Below are 17237 nucleotides of genomic sequence, written 5' to 3'. Positions count from 1 at the left end.
ACGGCCTCAGTCGCCGCCTCCGCCGCAACCCGATCCGCCGCAGCTGCTGCCTCCGCCATCCGAACTGGCGCTGGCATCGCACCCCCCGTCGCCGGAGCTCCAGCCCGTGCTGGTGCCGCCATCGGCGGCCTGACGCCGCTGCAGCTCGGTCAGTTCGGCCTGGCTGATCAGGCCCAGGGCCACCAGGCCGGCGCCGGCCGCGGCGGCATGGGCGATGGCGCTGCCGATGGGCCGGCCGAATCCGTCGTTCTGGCGGTGCACCAGGCCGCCCTTCTCGAAGCTGTACGTCCAGCCCGCAGGCAGTTGGAGCCGGCCGTCCAGCGCAAACAGCAGCGGCAGGCGCAGCCCCAACAGGTCCAGCCCCTCGCTGCGGCAACTGCCTGCCCACGTGCGGGCCAGGCAGTCGTCAAGCGGCGCCTCCAGCGCCTCGGCCTCGCGGTGCGGCACCTCGAAGCCAAAACAGCGCTGCTGCCAGTTGGCGAGGCCGACGGGGTCCAGCGCCAGCCAGGTGTGCCAGACCGAATCGGCCGCCTTGCTCGGTAGCGCACAAGCGCCCTGCCCGCGCTGCAGCCGGCAGGCCTCGAAGAACTGCGCGAGACCCAGCGAGCAGCGCAGCCAGGCCGCGTCGTCGACGGGCAGGCCGGGAAATTCATCAGGGGCGTGGTGCGCCCAGGCCGAGCGGACCGCCGCCGGGATCTGGTCGGCCGCCACGGTGGCCGGCGGGCAGCGCCGGCGCAAGCCTTCCCGCTGCCGGGCCTCCCGCTGCCGCGACCACCAGGCACCGAACCGGTGGGCAAGGCTGAACTTTGTTGTCGTTGTTGTGTTGTTCATGGCGCCAGTCTGTGAAATGAGTGTGACGCGCGCATGACAGGGTGTTATCAAGCAGATGACCCAAGCTGGCTCTGGAGGGTGGCTTGAGCGCTCTTTCCTGGGCCTAACCGCTGGAAACGGTGGCTATGCACGGGTAGCGTCAACCTATGACCTACCGTCGTGCCGTACTCAGACCCCGCCAGAGCTGAAGTGGCTGCTCAACGAGCGAGCGGCCCTTGCTGGCCGACTCGCCGGGCTGCACCAAGCCGCCGCCGAGACCCGGCTAGCCAAGAGACTGGCAACTCTGGCCGAGCTCGAACGTACCGCGTCCGACGCTCTGGCCAAGTTGGAGGCCCTTGGGGCGACAATTTCGCTGGGCTATCCGGAGGTCTCGCCCGACTCGGCCGGGACCGTGAGACCGGCTCAAGTACCAGCGCGCGGCTGGAAACGGTCTACGCCTCGCTGGCGCCTGGGTTGGAGAACGCCGTCCCGGCCGTGCGGGCGCACCAGCCACGCGGCGTCGGCGATGCGATAAAAGCGATAGCTATGCAGTAAATCCGCCTGCGGCGGATTTGCTACGTGGACGTGCTTGAGCTCAAGTTTGCTTCGCCGTTTGCGCGAAGCAGGCGGTAGGCGCTGTCGTGTAGCGGCGGTGATTCCAATCTCTCAGACGGCTCCGTGTCGTTTAGCCGCGGCGATTAATCGGTATCCGTCGTCTAGCAGCGGCGAACTGGGCGCGCCGGTCTCGGAATTGATGGCGAGAGGCCGTACGCCGGGCATCAAGTGCGGTTCCAGGTCGCCGCATCTCTTGCGCGTTGCGGCCGTCGCTGCTTCGAGAAGCCAGAGATTGAAGTGGTGTCGGCCGGCCTGGACTACGACTGGGGCGACGATGAGCCGCCAGTCAAGACGCTGGCGGAAGCGCTCGCAGAGGCTCTGAACATCGAGGTGGCAGAGGCGGAGGAGCTGACGGACGTGGAGCCCACCGAGCTGAACAGTCACAGCGGCGAGATGCCGTACGGCTACCTGTTCGACTTCACTGACCGAGTGTCTCCGGCGCTTGCTGCTCGGCTGATGGCGCAGCACGGTCCCCCTGCAGCTCGAGGTCGGGCCGTCGTTCTACGAAGGTGTTCGCGGGCCGGACTGGCCCAACTGACGATGGCTCTGCCCCGTGCGCGTCGGTTGGCGCAACCTGGTGGCGCCGGGGCTCTAATTTTTCCGGAAGGACGTCCTGAGCCTACCCTAGGCCTTTGATTTAAAAGGCTTTTGGTCATCAGCTCGATAACACCCGCATGACAAAAAAAAAGACCCGCCGAGGCGGGTCGTGAAAGTCAGGAGTTGACGCTGACTGTGATTAACCGTGTCGACGTGACTCAACCATGCTTGGCGTCGAAGAACTGCTCGTCTTCCGTCGAGCCCTTCAGCGCGGCCGTGGAGGCATTGGCCTCGATGGTCGTCGTGACGGCGTCGAAGTAGCCGGTGCCGACCTCGCGCTGGTGCTTGACCGCGGTGAAGCCCTTCTCGGCGGCGGCGAACTCGGCCTCCTGCAGCTCGACGAACGCGCTCATCTGGTTGCGGGCATAGCCGTAGGCCAGGTTGAACATGGAGTAGTTCAGGCTGTGGAAGCCGGCCAGCGTGATGAACTGGAACTTGTAGCCCATGGCGCCCAGCTCGCGCTGGAACTTGGCGATGGTGGCGTCGTCCAGGTTCTTCTTCCAGTTGAAGCTGGGCGAGCAGTTGTAGGCCAGCAGCTTGCCCGGGAACTTGGCATGGATGGCGTCGGCGAAGGCCTTGGCGAAGGCCAGGTCGGGCTTGCCGGTCTCGCACCAGATCAGGTCGGCGTACGGCGCATAGGCCAGGCCGCGGCTGATGGCCTGGTCGAGGCCGTTCTTCGTGCGGTAGAAGCCTTCGACGGTGCGCTCGCCGGTGCAGAAAGGCTTGTCGTTGTCGTCGATGTCGCTGGTGACGAGGTCACCGGCTTCGGCATCGGTACGGGCGACCAGCAGCGTGGGCGTACCCATCACGTCGGCGGCCAGGCGGGCGGCGACGAGCTTGGCGACGGCCTCGCGGGTGGGCACCAGCACCTTGCCGCCCATGTGGCCGCACTTCTTGGCGCTGGCCAGTTGGTCTTCGAAGTGCACGCCGGCCGCGCCGGCCTCGATCATGGCCTTCATCAGCTCGAAGGCGTTCAGCACGCCGCCGAAGCCGGCTTCGGCGTCGGCGACGATGGGGGCGAAGAAGTCGATGTCGTCCTTGCCTTCGCTCCACTGGATCTGGTCGGCGCGGGCGAAGGTGGCATTGATCTTCTTGACCACCTTGGGCACCGAGTCCACCGAGTACAGCGACTGGTCGGGGTACATCTCGCCATTGCTGTTGGCGTCGCCCGCAACCTGCCAGCCGGACAGGTAGATGGCCTTCAGGCCGGCCTTGACCTGCTGCATGGCCTGGTTGCCGGTCAGCGCGCCGAGAGCGTTGACGAACGGCTCGCTGTTCACCAGGCCCCAGAGCTTGTCCGCGCCGCGCTTGGCCAGCGTGTGCTCGATGGCGACGGAGCCACGCAGACGCACGACATCGGCGGCGGTGTAGCCGCGGGTGATGCCCTTCCAGCGGGGGTTCTCGGCCCAATCCTTCTCGAGGGCGGCGATCTGTTGGTCACGGGTGAGGCGGGTCATGAAAAGCTCCTTGCAGACATCGAAAACCGATGGCGTAAGACTAGTCCTCGCCCCCACCGCTGTGCACCCCCAAGTCTTATATAAGACAAAAATCTTTATCCTTTTATATCAACAACTTAAGTTGCAATTTTCAAATCACAAAATCCCATTCACCATAATGAGAAATCTTGCGGCAGTGCAACATGGGCACTTTTCACGATTTGAAAAGTGACTTTCGAATCGTGAGAACAGGCGCTCCAGAATGCCGGCTCGAACCTTGTTTCCATCGCCATGACCCTGCTGATCACGCCCCGACTGCGGCTGGAGCCGCTGAACGACAGCCACTTCGACGCCCTGCATCGCCTGAACCGCGATCCCGTCGTCATGCGCTACATCACCGGACGGCCCGACACGCCAGCGGACACGCAGTCGATGATCGATCGCGTGAAGACCCGCTGGGCCGAACTGGGCTATTCCTGGTGGGGCTTCGTGCGCCGCGACGACGGCGACCTGATCGGCTGCGGCTGCATCCAGCACCTGAACCGCGACCCGAACGGTCCGCTGGAGACCGGCTGGCGCCTGCGCCAGGATGCCTGGGGTCGGGGCTATGCCAGCGAGGCGGCCCGGCACATGGTCGGCTGGGCGTTCGCGACATTGAAGCCAGAGCTCATCTGCGCGGTCTGCCAGCCGGAGAACACGCCCTCCTCCACCGTCATGGAAAGGCTGGGCATGAGCTACACGGGCACGGGCCGCTGGTACGACATGGACTGCAAGCGCTACGACATCACCGCGCAGGCATGGTCCACCTCTGCCGGCCACGCCGCGTGGCAGGCTGATCTGGCCTCCTGATCCGCCCCCCTGATCCGCCCCCTGATCCGGCCGATGGTGCTTCGTGCAGGCTTGCGTGCCCCCTCCCGCAAGAGGCAGCGGACCCGGACATCAAGGTCCGCCCAAGCCTCGTGGACCATGGGGGTGAAGGCCGTGCCCCAAGACGCCGCCCGGGTGTCCAGCAGCGCCACGGCGAGTCGATCATCTCGGACGGACGCCAGCTCTGCGCCGTCATGTCCGTGCGAAAGCCCAGGCCGAAGGGGGGGCGCCCTCGAGCAGCTCAGCTCGTCTTGGAGGAGACGTGCCGGCTGGCACGGTCGCGACTCGACGGGCGCAGAGGCTGACGCACCCGCCGGGTCCGAGGGGCGTTGATCTCGGGCCCCCTCGCTCAACCGCGACGGCGGCGCAGCAGCAGCCAGAGCCCCGAGACGGCAAGCAACAGGCTGCTCGGCTCCGGCACCGTGTTGGACCCACCGCCCGGGTTGCCACCGCCGGGGTTGCCCCCAGGATCGCCGCCGGGGTTGGTTGCGCTGCAGCCCGCCGTGCAGTTGAGCGACGTGAACATGCCTTGCAGCAGACCGGCACCCGATTCCCAGCTGAAGTCGGACCAGCCGAAATCAGCCAGCGTGTAGCCACCATCGCGCAGCGGCAGGCCGGCATTGCCGAACAGCGCCATCGTGAAGTCATACAGCCCCGCGCTCACCGTGCCGTCGCCGCCGCTCCCCAGCAAGCCCAGCCAGTCATAGCCACCCAGGTTGTTCATGACGTTCACGTGGAAGCCCTGGCTGCCGAAGTCGAGCACCGCGCCACCGTCGAACGACAGGTTCATCGACCAGGCCGCACCGGCACCGGTATAGCTGCCCGTGCTGCCGCTCGGGTCCACGATCTGGTTGGTGGCAGTGCGGTCGAAGCTGAAACTGCCGACGAAGCCCTGGTAGCCGCGGTCGGCCTCGTCATAGCTCACGTTGCCGGTGAATGCGTAGCTCACCATGTCCGCACTGGCGACTGCGCACGCCAGTCCAAGCACGGCAGCGGCCAGGCAGGTCTTGACTGATTTCATGAAAGATCCCTGGAATCGCTGACCGGACTCAGTACGACGTGCTGTTCTCGATGTTTCCGCCCATCGACTTGACATTCCAACGAGGGGTGAGGTTGTTGAAGGACATCGTCCCCGCCACAGTGACCCCTTCGAAGCTGCGGCCGTAGTTGCGCTGCACCAGGCTGTTGCGCACGACCACCTGGCCCGGCCCCCACACCCCGAACCCGCCATTGGACGAAATGGTGCTTCGCTCGATATATCCGCCGGAAAGGGCTACCCCGCCCGCGCCGTTCAGGTCCACGACCGAATTCACGAGCACCGTGCCCGCCGGCGTGTTCTCCATGCCGGTGATGCCCATGTTGCCGTTCTGCGTCACGTGCAGGTTCTCCAGGACTTCGCCGTTCACCGTGTAGATGCCGAAGTTACCGAAGCCGCGCACCGTGCCGTTGCGGATGACGATACCGCCGCCAGTGGCGACGATTCGGATCCCTTCCTTGCCCCCGACCTGCTGGGTGCAGGTCACGGGTTGCGCCACCGAGCTGTAAGGCTGTGTGCATTGCCCCGGCCCAGCGAGCGTGAAGCCGTTCAAGTCCAGCGTCACGTTGTCCGCCGTGATGATGATGCCGTTGGTGTTCGCCGGCACCGCCAGGTTGCTCATCAGCTTGTAGCTGCCCGGCTGGCTGATGGTGACGGGGAAGCCCGGCGTGTCGCCCGACGTGACATTGCCGGCCAGGGCCCGGGCCTGGTCGATGGTGGTTTGGGCGAAGGCAGAAGAAGCGGCGAAGAGTGCTGCGAGGAGGATGGAAGTCTTCATGGTGTGGGTCCCTGTCGTGGAAAAGAAGTCGTGGTTGGATGACAGGCGACATCGTCTCCACCCCAGGTATCAGCACCGCTTCATGGGACGGCCCGTTTGTTTGTTTTGTTTCAGAGGCCCGCCGTCGTGCAATGGATGACATTGCCGTCCAGCGTGATGCCGCTGCAGCCCTTGCGCTCGGCCGTCCTCACCGACGGCCCGGCCTCGCCCCATCGACAGGCCGTTGCCCCCGTTGTAGCTGACACGCTGGTTCGGCCAGCGCGTTGGAGCCCTTGAGGCGGGCGCCAATGCCGATGAAGCCGCGCACCGCACCATCGCGAACCACGACGCCCCGGCGCCCGCTGGACGGGGCAGATGCCCAGGTGCGGCGGCGCGGCGGGACGCGACGTCGCCTCTTCTCGTCCCTGCGCGCCGGGTTCGCCGCCGCGACCGGCGTGCCCGTGGGCGTGGAGGTGCCGGAAAGCCCGGCGGTCAGCGGTGCCGCTGCCGCAGCCCTGGCGTTCGGCCCGGTGGCTTCAGCGCACCGCGCTGAGGCATAGTCCTGCCTTCTTCAATCTCTTCGCACGGAGGACCCATGGCCAACACCGAACAACGCAGCAACAAGATGGCGAAGAAGCCCAAGAAGGACACCGGCCCCGTCAAGGCCGCGGGCTCCGACCGCCCGGTCGCGCCGATGACCTCGGTGATCCCCAAGGGCAAGGAAGCCAAGCTGAACCGCAAGTGAGCCGCCGCTGGCGGTGGCTGCTTACAGGCCGCCGATGAAGTAGCGCTTCAGCCCCGCCAGCACCATCTCGACCGCGATCGCGGTCAGCACCAGGCCCATCAACTTCTCGATGGCCGAGACGACCGAGTCGCCCAGCAGCTTGCGGATGCGGTCGGCCAGCACCAGCGTGAGGCCGGAGATCAGCATCGCGGCGCTCAGCGCGCCGATCCATTCATAGATGCGGTCTGGCTGGCGGGATGCCAGCAGCAGCACCGTCGCCATGGCCGAGGGGCCGGCCAGCAGGGGCACGGCCAGCGGGAAGATCAGCGGCTCCTTGCCGGGCTCCAGGCCGTAGGCCGACTCCGAGGCGCCGCCGAAGATCATGCGGATGGCGATGATCATCAGGATGACGCCGCCGGCCACTTCGAGCGAGCGCTCGGACAGGTGCATCACCTGCAGGAAGGCCTCGCCCACGAACATGAAGGCGAACAGCACGCAAAAGGCGATGCCAACCTCGCGCATGGCCACCCGCGTGCGCCGCTCCTTGGGCACGGCACGCATGATGGAAATGAAGATGGGCAGACTGCCGAGCGGGTCGAGCACCAGCAACAGCAGGATCAGGGCGGAGAGAAAGCTGTGGTCCATCCGCCCCGATTGTCAGGGACGGCTTCAGAAGCGGTAGTACGCCCGCGCGAAGTAGGACGCCCCGTTCAGGCCGAACTGCACGCTGTCGTAGTAGAAGCCGTTGTCGGTCTCGTCCGGGTTCTGGCGTGACGGCTTCACGTTGAAGACGTTGTTGCCCCCCACACTGAGCTTGAGGGCCGGCGTGGCCTGCCAGCTCAGGCCCAGGTCCATCGAGGTCTTGGGCTTGTAGTGCAGGAAGACGCCGTCCGAGAAACCGCCCTGGGTCTGGCTGCCGAAGTGGACGACCTTGGCCTCACCCGTCCAGGCGCCGCGGCTGTACTCGAAGCCCAGCGTCGCCTTGGAACGCGGACCGCCCTGCTCGATGAAGAGGCGCTCGCGCTCGGACAGCAGCACGTCCTCGAAGCCCTTCAGCGAGGTCGGCGCGTGGATGGCCGTCACGGTGGTGCGGCTGACGTTCAACGCCAGGAAGGTCGAGAGCTGGCCGTCGCCGAGCTTGTTGCGGCTGGAGGCCGTCAGGTCCAGGCCGCGGGTGCGGGTGTTGACCGAGTTGACGAAGAACTGCGCCTGACCGACGCCCAGCCCCTGCAGGATGGCGCCCAGCGCCGGGTAGTTGTCCTCGTCGAAACGGCCGGACAGCACGATGCGGTCCCGGATGTTGATCTGGTAGAGATCGACGGTGATGGCCGTGTCGTTGCTCGGCTTGACGGTGAAGCCCAGCGTGAGGTTCTTGGACTTCTCCTGCTTGAGCGCCGGCACGCCGGCGGCGTTCGTGATCTTGCTGCCGTTGGGAGCCAGCACGACGTCCAGCGGCCTGCCGCTGATGAAGTCGGTGAAGGTCGACGAGAAGTAGAGCTGCTGCAGGCTGGGTGCGCGAAAGCCCGTGCTGGCTGCCCCGCGCAGCAGGAGGTCCTTGCCGACCTTGTAGCTGCCCGCGAGCTTGGCCGTCGTCGTCGAGCCGAAGTCGCTGTAGTGCTCGCCGCGCAGGGCCGCGTCCAGCGTCAGCGACGGCGTCAGTGTGGCCTCCCAGTCCAGATAGATGGCCTGGCTGTTGCGGCTGCGGTTGGTGGCGTCCGAGGGTTGGAAGCCCGGGAAGCCCTGGCTGCCGGCGTTGCCACCGAAGCCCACGCCGTCGGCGTCGATGTAGGAGCCGGGCTCGCCGGCCACGATGTCGTACTTCTCGCGGCGGTACTCGGCACCGAAGGCGATGTTGCTGCCGCCAGCCAGGTCGGGGAAGAAGCGGCTGACGTCGAAGTTGGTCGTCGCCTGGCTGAATCCGAAACCGCCGGCGTCGAAACTGGTTGCGCTGATGCCCTTGCCGCCGGCCAGCAGGTCCTTGTTGGCAATGGAGGCGTTCAGCGTGTGGCTGATGCTGTAGCGCAGCTTGTTGCTGCCGTAGGTCTGCGACAGGTCGGTGTCCCAGCCGGCGAAGGCCGATTTCCAGCCGACGATCAGGTAGCGGTCCTCGATCTTGCCGTTGATGTAGGGCACGAAGCCGTTGGGATACATCGCGGCCGAGTTGCGGCTGGGGATGTCGTCGTCGCCGTTGCGCGCCCAGGCGGCGGACGAGGCGTCGCGGTTCTGGGCGCCGGCCGTCACGTAGAGCTTGTCGGCCCCCGACACCGGCAACTCGCCGTTCAGGTAGACGGTCTTGTTCTTGACCTGCGTGTCGCCGATCGTGCGGGGGTTGTCGGGGTCGGCGCGGTTGGAGCGGCCGCGGTCCTGCCATTCGCCGGTGATGCCCAGCGTGCCGTCGCCGAGCTTGACGCCGCAATAGGCCGAGGCGAGGTAGTTCTTGCCGTCACCCTTGGAATACTGGCCATAGCCCGCCACGGCCTCGCAGCCGGCCTTCTTCTTCAGCTGCACGTTGATGACGCCGGCAATGGCATCCGAACCGTACTGGGCCGCCGCACCGTCGCGCAGCACCTGCACGTTGTCGATGGCCAGCAGCGGTAGCGAGTTCATGTCCGTGCCCGTCGTGCCGCGGTTGCGCGCGCCGAAAAGGTTCACGAGTGCGACCGTGTGACGGCGCTTGCCGTTGACGAGCACCAAGGTCTGGTCGGAGCCCAGTCCGCGCAAGGCGGCGGAGTCGATCAGGTCGGCCCCGTCGGCGCCGGTCTGGCGCGTAGAGTTGAACGACGGCGACAGGTACTGCAGCGTCTGCGCGAGGTCGAACTGCCCACCTCCCTCGGTGACCTTGCTCATCGAGTAGATGTCCACCGGCACCAGCGTCTCGGTGCTGGACGCGGCGGGCAGGCTCTTGCGTGATCCGATGACGGTCACGCGTTCGAGGCTGCCGGTTTCCTGGGCCAGGGCGCCGGTGCCGCCGAAGAGGCTCAACACGGCAAGGGCAGTCGGCAGCAGACGGATGGCGCGCATGGGAACTCCCTGAAGGATGTGTGGTGGCGGCCGAGTTTGCCCCTGGGCGCCTTCGCGCAGGGGGCCAGTGTTGTGGCCCGCAGACAGCCTGAAACCAACGAAACGAACGAAGCCGTGCGGCAACCGCCCGCTGTTGACAGGCCCTAGCCGCGTGGGTGGTGCTGGGCGTGCAGCGCCTTGAGCCGCTCACGCGCCACATGGGTGTAGATCTGCGTCGTCGACAGGTCGGCATGCCCCAAAAGCAGCTGCACGGCGCGCAGGTCTGCACCATGATTGAGCAGATGCGTGGCGAAGGCGTGGCGCAGCGTGTGCGGCGACAGCGGTACCGAGATGCCCGCCGCGAGGGCGTAGCGCTTGATCAGGGTCCAGAACATCTGCCGCGTCATGCCGGCGCCACGGGCAGTGACGAAGAGGTCGTCGCTGCTCTGGCCGGCCAGGATCTCGGCGCGGGCCTCGCGCAGGTAGTGCGCCATCCAGTCCGCGGCATGCTCGCCGAAGGGGACGAGGCGCGCCTTGCTGCCCTTGCCGGTGACGTGCAGCACAGCGTCCTTGAACGACACGTAGGCGCTCTTCAACGTGACCAGCTCGGACACCCGCAGCCCGCTGGCATACATCAGCTCCATCATGGCGCGGTCGCGCAGGCCGAGCGGGGTGTTCAGGTCCGGCGCAGCGAGCAGCGCACCGACCTGGGCCTCGCTGAGCGTCTTGATGTTGCGGTGCTCCGGCCTGGCTGCCGTGAACTTCAGCGTCGGGTCCGCCGTGACGCGGCCCTCGCGGAGCGCCCAGCGAAAGTAGCGCTTGATCGCAGAGAGGCGGCGGTTGGCGCTGCTGGTCCTGCCATTTTGCTTGGCCACCGCCAACGCCAGCAGATCGCCTTCGGTGCACTGGTCCAGGAGCCTGGGCGCCATCAAGGCGGCGAGCGCCGCCAGGTCGCGCCGGTAGGCCGCCTGGGTGTTGGCGCTCAGGCCGTCCTCCAGCCAAAGCGCCTCGATGAAGGCTTCGATGCCTGGGTCAGTCAAGCTTCAACTTCTGCTGCGCGACGACCTTCTTGTAGACGTCGAACTCGGCCGCGATCTGCGCCGCGAACTGCTCGGGCGTGTTGGCCACGATCAGCGAGCCCGTGTCCTCGATGCGCTTCCTCACTTCGGGGATCTCCAGCGCCTTGCGCACGGCCGCGTTGACCTTGTCGACGATGTCGCGCGGCAGGCCCTTGGGGCCGTGGATGCCGTAATAGGCCATGCGGTTGACGGGCTCCAGGCCGACTTCCTTGAAAGTCGGCACTTGGGGCATCGCCGCCACGCGCTGCGGCGCCGCGACGACGATGGGGATGAGGCGACCGTCCTTGATGAAGGGCAGCGCCGACGGCAGGTTGTCGAAGATCATCGGGACCTGGCCGGCCACCGTGTCGTTCAGCGCCGGGCCGGCGCCGCGGTAGGGAATGTGCAGCACGAAGACACCGGCCAGCGTCTTGTAGAGCTCCATCTGCAAATGGCCGATGCCGCCGGTGCCCGACGTGGCGTAGCTGTACTTGGCGGGGTTTCTCTTGAGCTCGGCGACGAAGCTCTTGTAGTCACGCGCCGGAAAGCTCGGGTGCACGGCGATGACGTTGGGCGTCGCCGCCATGTTGATGACGGGCGTGAAGTCCGTCAGCGGGTTGTAGGCGATCTTGGGGTTGATGGCGGGGTTGGCTGCCGTCGTCGACACGGTCGCCACGCCCAGTGCGTAGCCGTCAGGCGCCACGCGGGCGATTTCGGTGGCCCCCACCGTGCCACCACCGCCGGCCTTGTTGTCCACCACCATGGTCTGGCCCAGCAGCGACGGCATGCGCTCGGAGACGATGCGGGCAATGATGTCGGTCGTGCCACCCGGCGCGAACGGCACGATGAGGCGCACCGGCTTGCTGGGATAGGTGTCGGCCCAGGCCCCCTGCCCCAGGGGGCTGAGGCTGGCGAGCGCAGCGGCTTGGAGGACGGAACGGCGTTGCATGGGGTCGGTCTCCGGGGTGTTGGTGGCCCGATGCTAGCCGGGCTAGCCGGACTGGCCGAGCAACCGCGCACGCAGCCGCGCGTCGCTGTTGTTGTCTCCCAGGAACACCTTGAGGAACGCCGTGTAGAAGTCCTGCCCCTCGATGGGCTGGCCCCAGACCTTGCCATTGACCGTGAGGATGGTGCCGCCCTGGGCGGGCAGGTAGTCGATATGCAACAGGTCGCCCTTCTTGACGCGCCCCACCTCGCCGATGGCCGTGTTGAACTGCTTCACACGCTCGGCCACGGCAGCCTTCTCCGCCTCGGTGGAGTTGCGATTGACGCCCTTGCTGATGGCCTTCACGAACTCCTGCGTCGACACGTCCTTGACGAGCGGGATGACGATGCGCATCTCCAGCCGCTTGGGACCGGGCTGGGCGTAGATCGCCTCCGGCGTGGTCGCCTTCTGCGGCAGGTACAGCGCAGCCAGGTAGAGCGGATAGATGGCGACCTGGCGCTTGCCGGCGCCGTTGAGCGCCAGGCTGGCACCACCGAGCTGCAGCGTGTCGGGAAAGTCCTGCCCCTCGTAGCGCACGGCGTGGACGGGCAGCGAAGCCGCAGCGGCCAGGGTGGCCACGGCCAGGGACAGGAGGGGACGGCGGACGGACGGCATCATTCAGCAGGCTCCAGCGGAGGGCGGACCGGACGATAACGCGCCAGCGGCCCGCGGGGCGGACAAGGCCCAGGCCAGGTGCTCGGCCACCAGGGCATCAGCCCCCTGCCCCGCGCGCTGCAGCGCAGCGCGCAGCGCAGCGTCGTCCCGCGCGCGAAGCGCATTGCCGGCGGCCACCGCCAGGTTGCGTTGCCAGCGCACGAAGCCGATGCGGCGGATCGCAGAGCCCTCGGTGCGGCGCAGGAACTCGGCCTCGTCCCAGCCGAGCAGCGTGGCAATCGGCGTTCCCGCCATGCCCGGACGCGGGTCGAAATCGGTGAGCACCGCCGGTTGGGCGAACTTGTTCCACGGGCAGGCCAGTTGGCAGTCGTCGCAGCCGTAGATGCGATTGCCCAGGGCGGGACGCAGCGCCTCGGGGATGGGCCCGTCGTGCTCGATGGTCAGGTAGGAAATGCACCGTCGCGCGTCGACGCGGTAGGGCGCGGTGATGGCAGCCGTCGGGCAAACGTCGATGCAGGCCCGGCATTCGCCGCAATGCGGGCTGACAGGCTCGGTCAGCGGCAGGGCCAGATCGACGAAGAGCTCGCCCAGAAAGAACATGGAACCTGCCTCGCGATGCAGCGTCAGCGTGTGCTTGCCGCGCCAGCCCAGGCCCGAGCGCGCGGCCAGCTCCACCTCCAGCACTGGTGCCGAGTCCGTGAAGACGCGGTAGCCGAACGGGCCGACCTCGGCCTCCAGTTGCTCGGCCAGCCGCTGCAGCCGCTGGCGCAACACCTTGTGATAGTCCCGGCCGCGGGCGTAGATGGAGATCTGGGCCTGCTCAGGCGTCGCCAGGCCCGACCATTCGACGGCCTGCCAGCCCGGCGCCGTGCCCTGCGGCAGGTAGTCCATGCGTGCCGTGACGACGCGCAGCGTGCCCGGCACCAGTTCGGCTGGCCGCGCGCGCTTCAGTCCATGTGCGGCCATGTAGTGCATGCGGCCGTGGTGGCCCGCGTCCAGCCAGGCCTGCAGGCCCGGCTCGGCGCTGCTGAGATCCACATCGGCCACCGCGATCTGTGAGAATCCCAGCTCGCGAGCCCAGCCGCGCAAACGCGCCAACAGCGCGGCGGCATCGACAGTGGACGGAAGCTCTTGCATTTGCCAGCGATTTTAGAAACTGAAGCGCTGTGGCCCGACGAGGCCGCGGCCCGCATCACCGCCGAGCGTCTCGCCCAGGCCCTGCTCCCCGCTCCCGACGCCGTCATCGAGCTGCACGGCCCGCTGGGCGCCGGCAAGACCACCTTCGTGCGCCTGCTGCTGCGCGCGCTCGGGGTCGAGGGTCGCATCAAGAGCCCGAGCTACGCCGTCATGGAGACCTACGACCTGCCCGCCGCCGCGGGCGGCGGCCCTGCCAGCCACTTCGACTTCTACCGCTTCGGCGATCCGCGCGAGTGGGAGGACGCGGGCTTCCGGGACGTCTTCGCCGCGCCGGGGCTCAAGCTCTGCGAATGGCCCGAGAAGGCCGCCGGCCAGTTGCCCCGCCCCGACCTGCAACTCTTCATCGAACTGATGCCCGACGACACCCGCCGCGTGCGCGCGGTGGGGACGGCTCGACTCGCCGAGGCCTTCTCGACGTGAGGCGCCGCAACTCCCTGGGCCTGATCGCCCTGCTGCTGAAGGCGCCCGACACGCTGGCCGCCCCCACGCAACCCGGCCAGGCCAGCATCGTCGCCGTGCGCGTCTGGCCGGCCCAGGAATACACGCGGGTCACCATCGAGTCCGACCAGCCGCTGGCGGCCAAGCACTTCCTCGTCGACTCGCCCCACCGCCTCGTCATCGACATCGATGGCCTGGCGCTGAGCCCGGACCTGCGCGAGCTGATCGGCAAGGTGAAGGCCGACGATCCCTACATTGCCGGCGTGCGCGTCGGCCAGAACACGCCGACCGTCGTGCGCATCGTGCTGGATCTGCGCCAGCCCGTGGCTCCGCAGATCTTCACGCTGACACCGGTGGCGGCCTACAAGCACCGTCTCGTCTTCGACCTGCGCCCCAAGTTCGAGGCCGATCCGCTCGTGGCCCTGGCACAGGACGGCGGCAAGAAGGCCGTGCCGCCGCCCACCTCCACCCAGCGCGCCGAGGCCGCGGCCAGTGCGGTCAACGACGCCCTCGGCGAGCTGATCCAGAAGATTGAGCGCCCGCCTGCCCCGCCCGTCGCCACAGCCCCTCCGCCCCCGGTAGCCGCGCCCCCCAAGCCCACACCCGCCACACCCGCCGCGCCAGCGCCCGGCCCGGCCGCCGAGCCCAAGATCGACCGCCTCATCATCATCGCGCTCGACCCGGGCCATGGGGGCGAGGACCCCGGCGCCGTCGGCCCCACGGGCCTGCGCGAGAAGGATGTCGTGCTCGCCGTGGCCCACAAGCTGCGCGAGCGACTGACGGCCAACCCCAACATCCGCGTGCTGATGACGCGGGACGCCGACTTCTTCGTGCCCCTGCACGAACGCGTGCGCAAGGCGCGGCGCGTGCAGGCCGACCTGTTCGTCTCCATACACGCCGACGCCTTCATCAACCGCCAGGCGCGCGGCGCCTCGGTCTTCGTGCTAAGCGACGGTGCGGCCACCAGCGCTGCCGCGCGCTGGATGGCCAACAAGGAGAACGCGGCCGACATGGTCGGCGGCGTCAACGTCGGCGCCGCCACCAAGGACGCGAACGTGCTGCGTGCCCTGCTCGACATGAGCACCACGGCCCAGATCAAGGACAGCCTCAAGCTCGGTGGCGAGGTGCTGGGTCAGATCGGCAAGGTCGGCAAGCTGCACAAGCCGCGCGTCGAGCAGGCGGGCTTTGCGGTGCTGAAGGCGCCGGACATTCCCAGCATCCTGGTTGAGACGGCCTTCATCTCCAACCCCGAGGAGGAGAAAAAGCTGCGCGACCCCGACTACCAAGACAAGCTCGTCGACGCGCTGGCCTCGGGCATCGCACGGTACTTTGCCAAAAGCCCGCCCATGGCGAGGAAGCGCAGCACAACGCTCTAGAGCGGGCCGAGGGTCGGCGGTTGTCGATCGATGGTCGTCGAACATCATGCGCATCCCGCAACAGCGGATCAGCGCATGAGCGCCCGGGCCTGGGCCTGCATCGCTGAAGCGGGCGTGGTGGGGCTAAATGGCGCAGCACCAGCGCAGGCCGAGTGGCAGCCCTCGCGGCCCGAACAGGACATGCAGCACGCGCCGCCGGCCCTCGGCCGAAGCCTTGGAGGACGCGTGCAACGCCAACGGCCTCATCAACAGCCCGTCGCCGGCCAGTGCATTCACGGCCACCTCGCCAGCCTGCGCCCGCCGACTGGTCACGCCGGCGTTGTCCAGTACACCGGCACGATGGGATCCGGGCACGAAGCGCAGGCCGCCATCCGCCTCGGTCGCGTCGTCCAGGTGCAGGCGCAGCGCGACCATCTGAGCGAGCACCTCGGCGGGCGCCAGCACGAAATGGCGGCCCCCCTTGACCGACCATCCCTTCAGCGCCGGATGCGCCACGCGCTCGGCAACCGGGACGGCCAGGTCCTGATGCGGCGCAACGAGCCAGTTGCGGTCCTGTGCCTTCTCGAACAAGGTGCACTGCACGGCCACGCCGTCCGGCGGCAGGTAGCCCTGCAGCAGAGGCAGCCCCTTCAGCCAGCGCGCGAGCGCTTGGCACCAGGGCTGCTCCAGCAGCTCGCGCTGGCCCGCCGCACCGGGCGGCAAGGCCGAGAGTTCGTCGATCAGGGCCTGCCGGCGCTGCGGCGCAAGCAGCCCAGGCAGCAGGAGGAAGCCTTCAGGGAGGGCATCGTCGGGAACAGCCGGCATGGCCGGCCTTGTACCACCGGGTCAGCAGCACTTGCCGACGCGCGCGCTGTAGCGCGCGGCCTGCCTCTCCCTGAAGAACTCTTCGTAGCTCATGGCGGGCCGATCCGGATGCGTGGCCTGGTGATGGGCCAGGTAGCTGCCGTAGTCCGGCAACCCCACCATCAGGCGCAGGCTCTGCGTGAGGTACCGCCCGGCGCGGGCGGCATCACGGGCCAGTTCGCCCAGCTGTTCACGCATGCTGGCCTGCCGGCAGCGGCACGAAGGCCGTTTCCTGGACCGTCGGGCGCCCGTTGCGGCGCGCCACCATGATGGCCTTGATGCTGTAGATCAGCACGCTGATGACCACGCCCATGAACAGCGCGCACAGAGCCGCGTCCAGGCGGTCATTGAAGACCACGCGCTCCATCGCAGCCAGGGTCTTGGCCGGCGCCAGCACCTGGCCTTCCGCGATGGCGGCGGCGTACTTGTCGGCGTGCGCCAGGAACCCGAGCTTGGGGTCGGCAGAGAAGATCTTCAGCCAGCCTGCCGTCATCGTGCAGACCAGCAGCCAGGCGGCCGGCAGCGCCGTGACCCAGGCGTAGCGGTCCTTCTTCATCTTGAAGATGACGACCGTGCCCAGCAGCAGCGCGACGGCGGCCAGCATCTGGTTGGCGATGCCGAACAGCGGCCACAGCGTGTTGATGCCGCCCAGCGGGTCGACGACGCCCTGGTAGAGGAAGTAGCCCCAGGCCGCCACGCACAGGCCGGTGGCGATGAGGTTGGCCACCCAGCTCTCCGTGCGCTTGAGCGAGGGTACGAAGCTGCCCAGCAGGTCCTGCAGCATGAAGCGGCCGGCGCGGGTGCCCGCGTCCACGGCGGTCAGGATGAAGAGGGCCTCGAACAGGATGGCGAAGTGGTACCAGAACGCCATCATGGCCTTGCC

At 67.7% G+C, this 17237-nt stretch carries 17 protein-coding genes; 4 read left to right on the top strand and 13 right to left on the bottom strand.

What is annotated here, in order from left to right; all coding sequences use genetic code 11:
- Positions 1 to 6 precede the first annotated feature (6 nt).
- Together VGF12_RS11665 and aceA are read right to left on the bottom strand one after the other, a co-directional pair.
- The gene (locus VGF12_RS11665) at positions 7 to 831 is read right to left on the bottom strand and encodes a hypothetical protein (protein WP_331176209.1); all 825 of its coding nucleotides are present in this window, start codon (positions 829 to 831) and stop codon (positions 7 to 9) included.
- Between the two features lie 1349 nt (positions 832 to 2180).
- A complete protein-coding gene (gene aceA / locus VGF12_RS11660) occupies positions 2181 to 3479 on the bottom strand; it encodes an isocitrate lyase (RefSeq protein WP_331176208.1) in 1299 nt (432 codons plus the stop codon).
- A 270-nt stretch (positions 3480 to 3749) separates the two neighbouring features.
- Between aceA and VGF12_RS11655 the strand changes: the two genes are divergently transcribed.
- Positions 3750 to 4307, top strand: coding sequence for a GNAT family N-acetyltransferase (locus VGF12_RS11655; protein ID WP_331176207.1), 558 nt, complete (start codon positions 3750 to 3752; stop codon positions 4305 to 4307).
- Positions 4308 to 4674: 367 nt separating this feature from the next.
- Here VGF12_RS11655 and VGF12_RS11650 read toward each other — a convergent pair whose 3' ends face one another.
- Complete coding sequence (locus VGF12_RS11650; RefSeq protein ID WP_331176206.1) at positions 4675 to 5346, bottom strand: PEP-CTERM sorting domain-containing protein; 672 nt, start codon at positions 5344 to 5346, stop codon at positions 4675 to 4677.
- 28 nt (positions 5347 to 5374) lie between these two features.
- Positions 5375 to 6139 (bottom strand): right-handed parallel beta-helix repeat-containing protein, encoded by a 765-nt coding sequence (locus VGF12_RS11645; RefSeq protein WP_331176205.1) that lies wholly within the window; start codon positions 6137 to 6139, stop codon positions 5375 to 5377.
- Positions 6140 to 6713: 574 nt separating this feature from the next.
- Here VGF12_RS11645 and VGF12_RS11640 point away from each other — a divergent pair.
- Positions 6714 to 6863 (top strand): hypothetical protein, encoded by a 150-nt coding sequence (locus tag VGF12_RS11640; RefSeq protein ID WP_331176204.1) that lies wholly within the window; start codon positions 6714 to 6716, stop codon positions 6861 to 6863.
- Positions 6864 to 6884: 21 nt separating this feature from the next.
- Here the strand turns inward: VGF12_RS11640 and VGF12_RS11635 are convergent, their stop codons facing one another.
- The 6 genes from VGF12_RS11635 to queG all read right to left on the bottom strand — a co-directional run bounded on the left by VGF12_RS11635 (position 6885) and on the right by queG (position 13637).
- Positions 6885 to 7487 (bottom strand): MarC family protein, encoded by a 603-nt coding sequence (locus tag VGF12_RS11635; RefSeq protein ID WP_331176203.1) that lies wholly within the window; start codon positions 7485 to 7487, stop codon positions 6885 to 6887.
- Positions 7488 to 7511: 24 nt separating this feature from the next.
- The gene (locus VGF12_RS11630) at positions 7512 to 9863 is read right to left on the bottom strand and encodes a TonB-dependent receptor (RefSeq protein ID WP_331176202.1); all 2352 of its coding nucleotides are present in this window, start codon (positions 9861 to 9863) and stop codon (positions 7512 to 7514) included.
- Between the two features lie 143 nt (positions 9864 to 10006).
- A complete protein-coding gene (gene xerD / locus VGF12_RS11625; RefSeq protein WP_331176201.1) occupies positions 10007 to 10882 on the bottom strand; it encodes a site-specific tyrosine recombinase XerD in 876 nt (291 codons plus the stop codon).
- A complete protein-coding gene (locus VGF12_RS11620) occupies positions 10875 to 11849 on the bottom strand; it encodes a tripartite tricarboxylate transporter substrate binding protein BugE (protein WP_331176200.1) in 975 nt (324 codons plus the stop codon). Before VGF12_RS11620 ends, xerD begins: the two co-directional genes overlap by 8 nt.
- Positions 11850 to 11891: 42 nt before the next feature.
- Entirely contained in the window at positions 11892 to 12503 is a 612-nt protein-coding gene (locus VGF12_RS11615) for a chalcone isomerase family protein (protein WP_331176199.1), read from the bottom strand.
- On the bottom strand, positions 12504 to 13637 hold the full coding sequence (queG, locus tag VGF12_RS11610; RefSeq protein WP_331176198.1) for a tRNA epoxyqueuosine(34) reductase QueG: 1134 nt from the start codon (positions 13635 to 13637) through the stop codon (positions 12504 to 12506). It lies immediately after the preceding gene.
- Here queG and tsaE point away from each other — a divergent pair.
- Together tsaE and VGF12_RS11600 are read left to right on the top strand one after the other, a co-directional pair.
- Positions 13632 to 14117 (top strand): tRNA (adenosine(37)-N6)-threonylcarbamoyltransferase complex ATPase subunit type 1 TsaE, encoded by a 486-nt coding sequence (gene tsaE, locus VGF12_RS11605; RefSeq protein ID WP_331176197.1) that lies wholly within the window; start codon positions 13632 to 13634, stop codon positions 14115 to 14117. The two genes, queG and tsaE, sit on opposite strands and share 6 nt — an antisense overlap.
- Complete coding sequence (locus tag VGF12_RS11600; protein ID WP_414710071.1) at positions 14114 to 15511, top strand: N-acetylmuramoyl-L-alanine amidase; 1398 nt, start codon at positions 14114 to 14116, stop codon at positions 15509 to 15511. Before tsaE ends, VGF12_RS11600 begins: the two co-directional genes overlap by 4 nt.
- A gap of 123 nt (positions 15512 to 15634) precedes the next feature.
- Here the strand turns inward: VGF12_RS11600 and VGF12_RS11595 are convergent, their stop codons facing one another.
- The 3 genes from VGF12_RS11595 to VGF12_RS11585 form a co-directional block, all read right to left on the bottom strand.
- Complete coding sequence (locus VGF12_RS11595; RefSeq protein WP_331176196.1) at positions 15635 to 16315, bottom strand: phytanoyl-CoA dioxygenase family protein; 681 nt, start codon at positions 16313 to 16315, stop codon at positions 15635 to 15637.
- Between the two features lie 21 nt (positions 16316 to 16336).
- A complete protein-coding gene (locus tag VGF12_RS11590) occupies positions 16337 to 16552 on the bottom strand; it encodes a YbdD/YjiX family protein (protein ID WP_331176195.1) in 216 nt (71 codons plus the stop codon).
- Positions 16545 to 17237 (bottom strand): carbon starvation CstA family protein (locus tag VGF12_RS11585; RefSeq protein WP_331176194.1); only part of this gene is annotated, 693 nt, incomplete at its 5' end. The genes VGF12_RS11590 and VGF12_RS11585, both read right to left, overlap by 8 nt.

Source organism: Roseateles sp., assembly GCF_036404855.1.
Taxonomy (GTDB): domain Bacteria; phylum Pseudomonadota; class Gammaproteobacteria; order Burkholderiales; family Burkholderiaceae_C; genus Pelomonas.
This window is presented reverse-complemented; position numbering and strand designations above follow the sequence as displayed.

What these genes read in the sequence shown, in the direction of transcription:
- VGF12_RS11665 (WP_331176209.1), bottom strand. Translation starts at nt 831, where the DNA reads ATGAACAACACAACAACGACAACAAAGTTCAGCCTTGCCCACCGGTTC.
- aceA (WP_331176208.1), bottom strand. Translation starts at nt 3,479, where the DNA reads ATGACCCGCCTCACCCGTGACCAACAGATCGCCGCCCTCGAGAAGGAT.
- VGF12_RS11655 (WP_331176207.1), top strand. Translation starts at nt 3,750, where the DNA reads ATGACCCTGCTGATCACGCCCCGACTGCGGCTGGAGCCGCTGAACGAC.
- VGF12_RS11650 (WP_331176206.1), bottom strand. Translation starts at nt 5,346, where the DNA reads ATGAAATCAGTCAAGACCTGCCTGGCCGCTGCCGTGCTTGGACTGGCG.
- VGF12_RS11645 (WP_331176205.1), bottom strand. Translation starts at nt 6,139, where the DNA reads ATGAAGACTTCCATCCTCCTCGCAGCACTCTTCGCCGCTTCTTCTGCC.
- VGF12_RS11640 (WP_331176204.1), top strand. Translation starts at nt 6,714, where the DNA reads ATGGCCAACACCGAACAACGCAGCAACAAGATGGCGAAGAAGCCCAAG.
- VGF12_RS11635 (WP_331176203.1), bottom strand. Translation starts at nt 7,487, where the DNA reads ATGGACCACAGCTTTCTCTCCGCCCTGATCCTGCTGTTGCTGGTGCTC.
- VGF12_RS11630 (WP_331176202.1), bottom strand. Translation starts at nt 9,863, where the DNA reads ATGCGCGCCATCCGTCTGCTGCCGACTGCCCTTGCCGTGTTGAGCCTC.
- VGF12_RS11620 (WP_331176200.1), bottom strand. Translation starts at nt 11,849, where the DNA reads ATGCAACGCCGTTCCGTCCTCCAAGCCGCTGCGCTCGCCAGCCTCAGC.
- VGF12_RS11615 (WP_331176199.1), bottom strand. Translation starts at nt 12,503, where the DNA reads ATGATGCCGTCCGTCCGCCGTCCCCTCCTGTCCCTGGCCGTGGCCACC.
- queG (WP_331176198.1), bottom strand. Translation starts at nt 13,637, where the DNA reads ATGCAAGAGCTTCCGTCCACTGTCGATGCCGCCGCGCTGTTGGCGCGT.
- VGF12_RS11595 (WP_331176196.1), bottom strand. Translation starts at nt 16,315, where the DNA reads ATGCCGGCTGTTCCCGACGATGCCCTCCCTGAAGGCTTCCTCCTGCTG.
- VGF12_RS11590 (WP_331176195.1), bottom strand. Translation starts at nt 16,552, where the DNA reads ATGCGTGAACAGCTGGGCGAACTGGCCCGTGATGCCGCCCGCGCCGGG.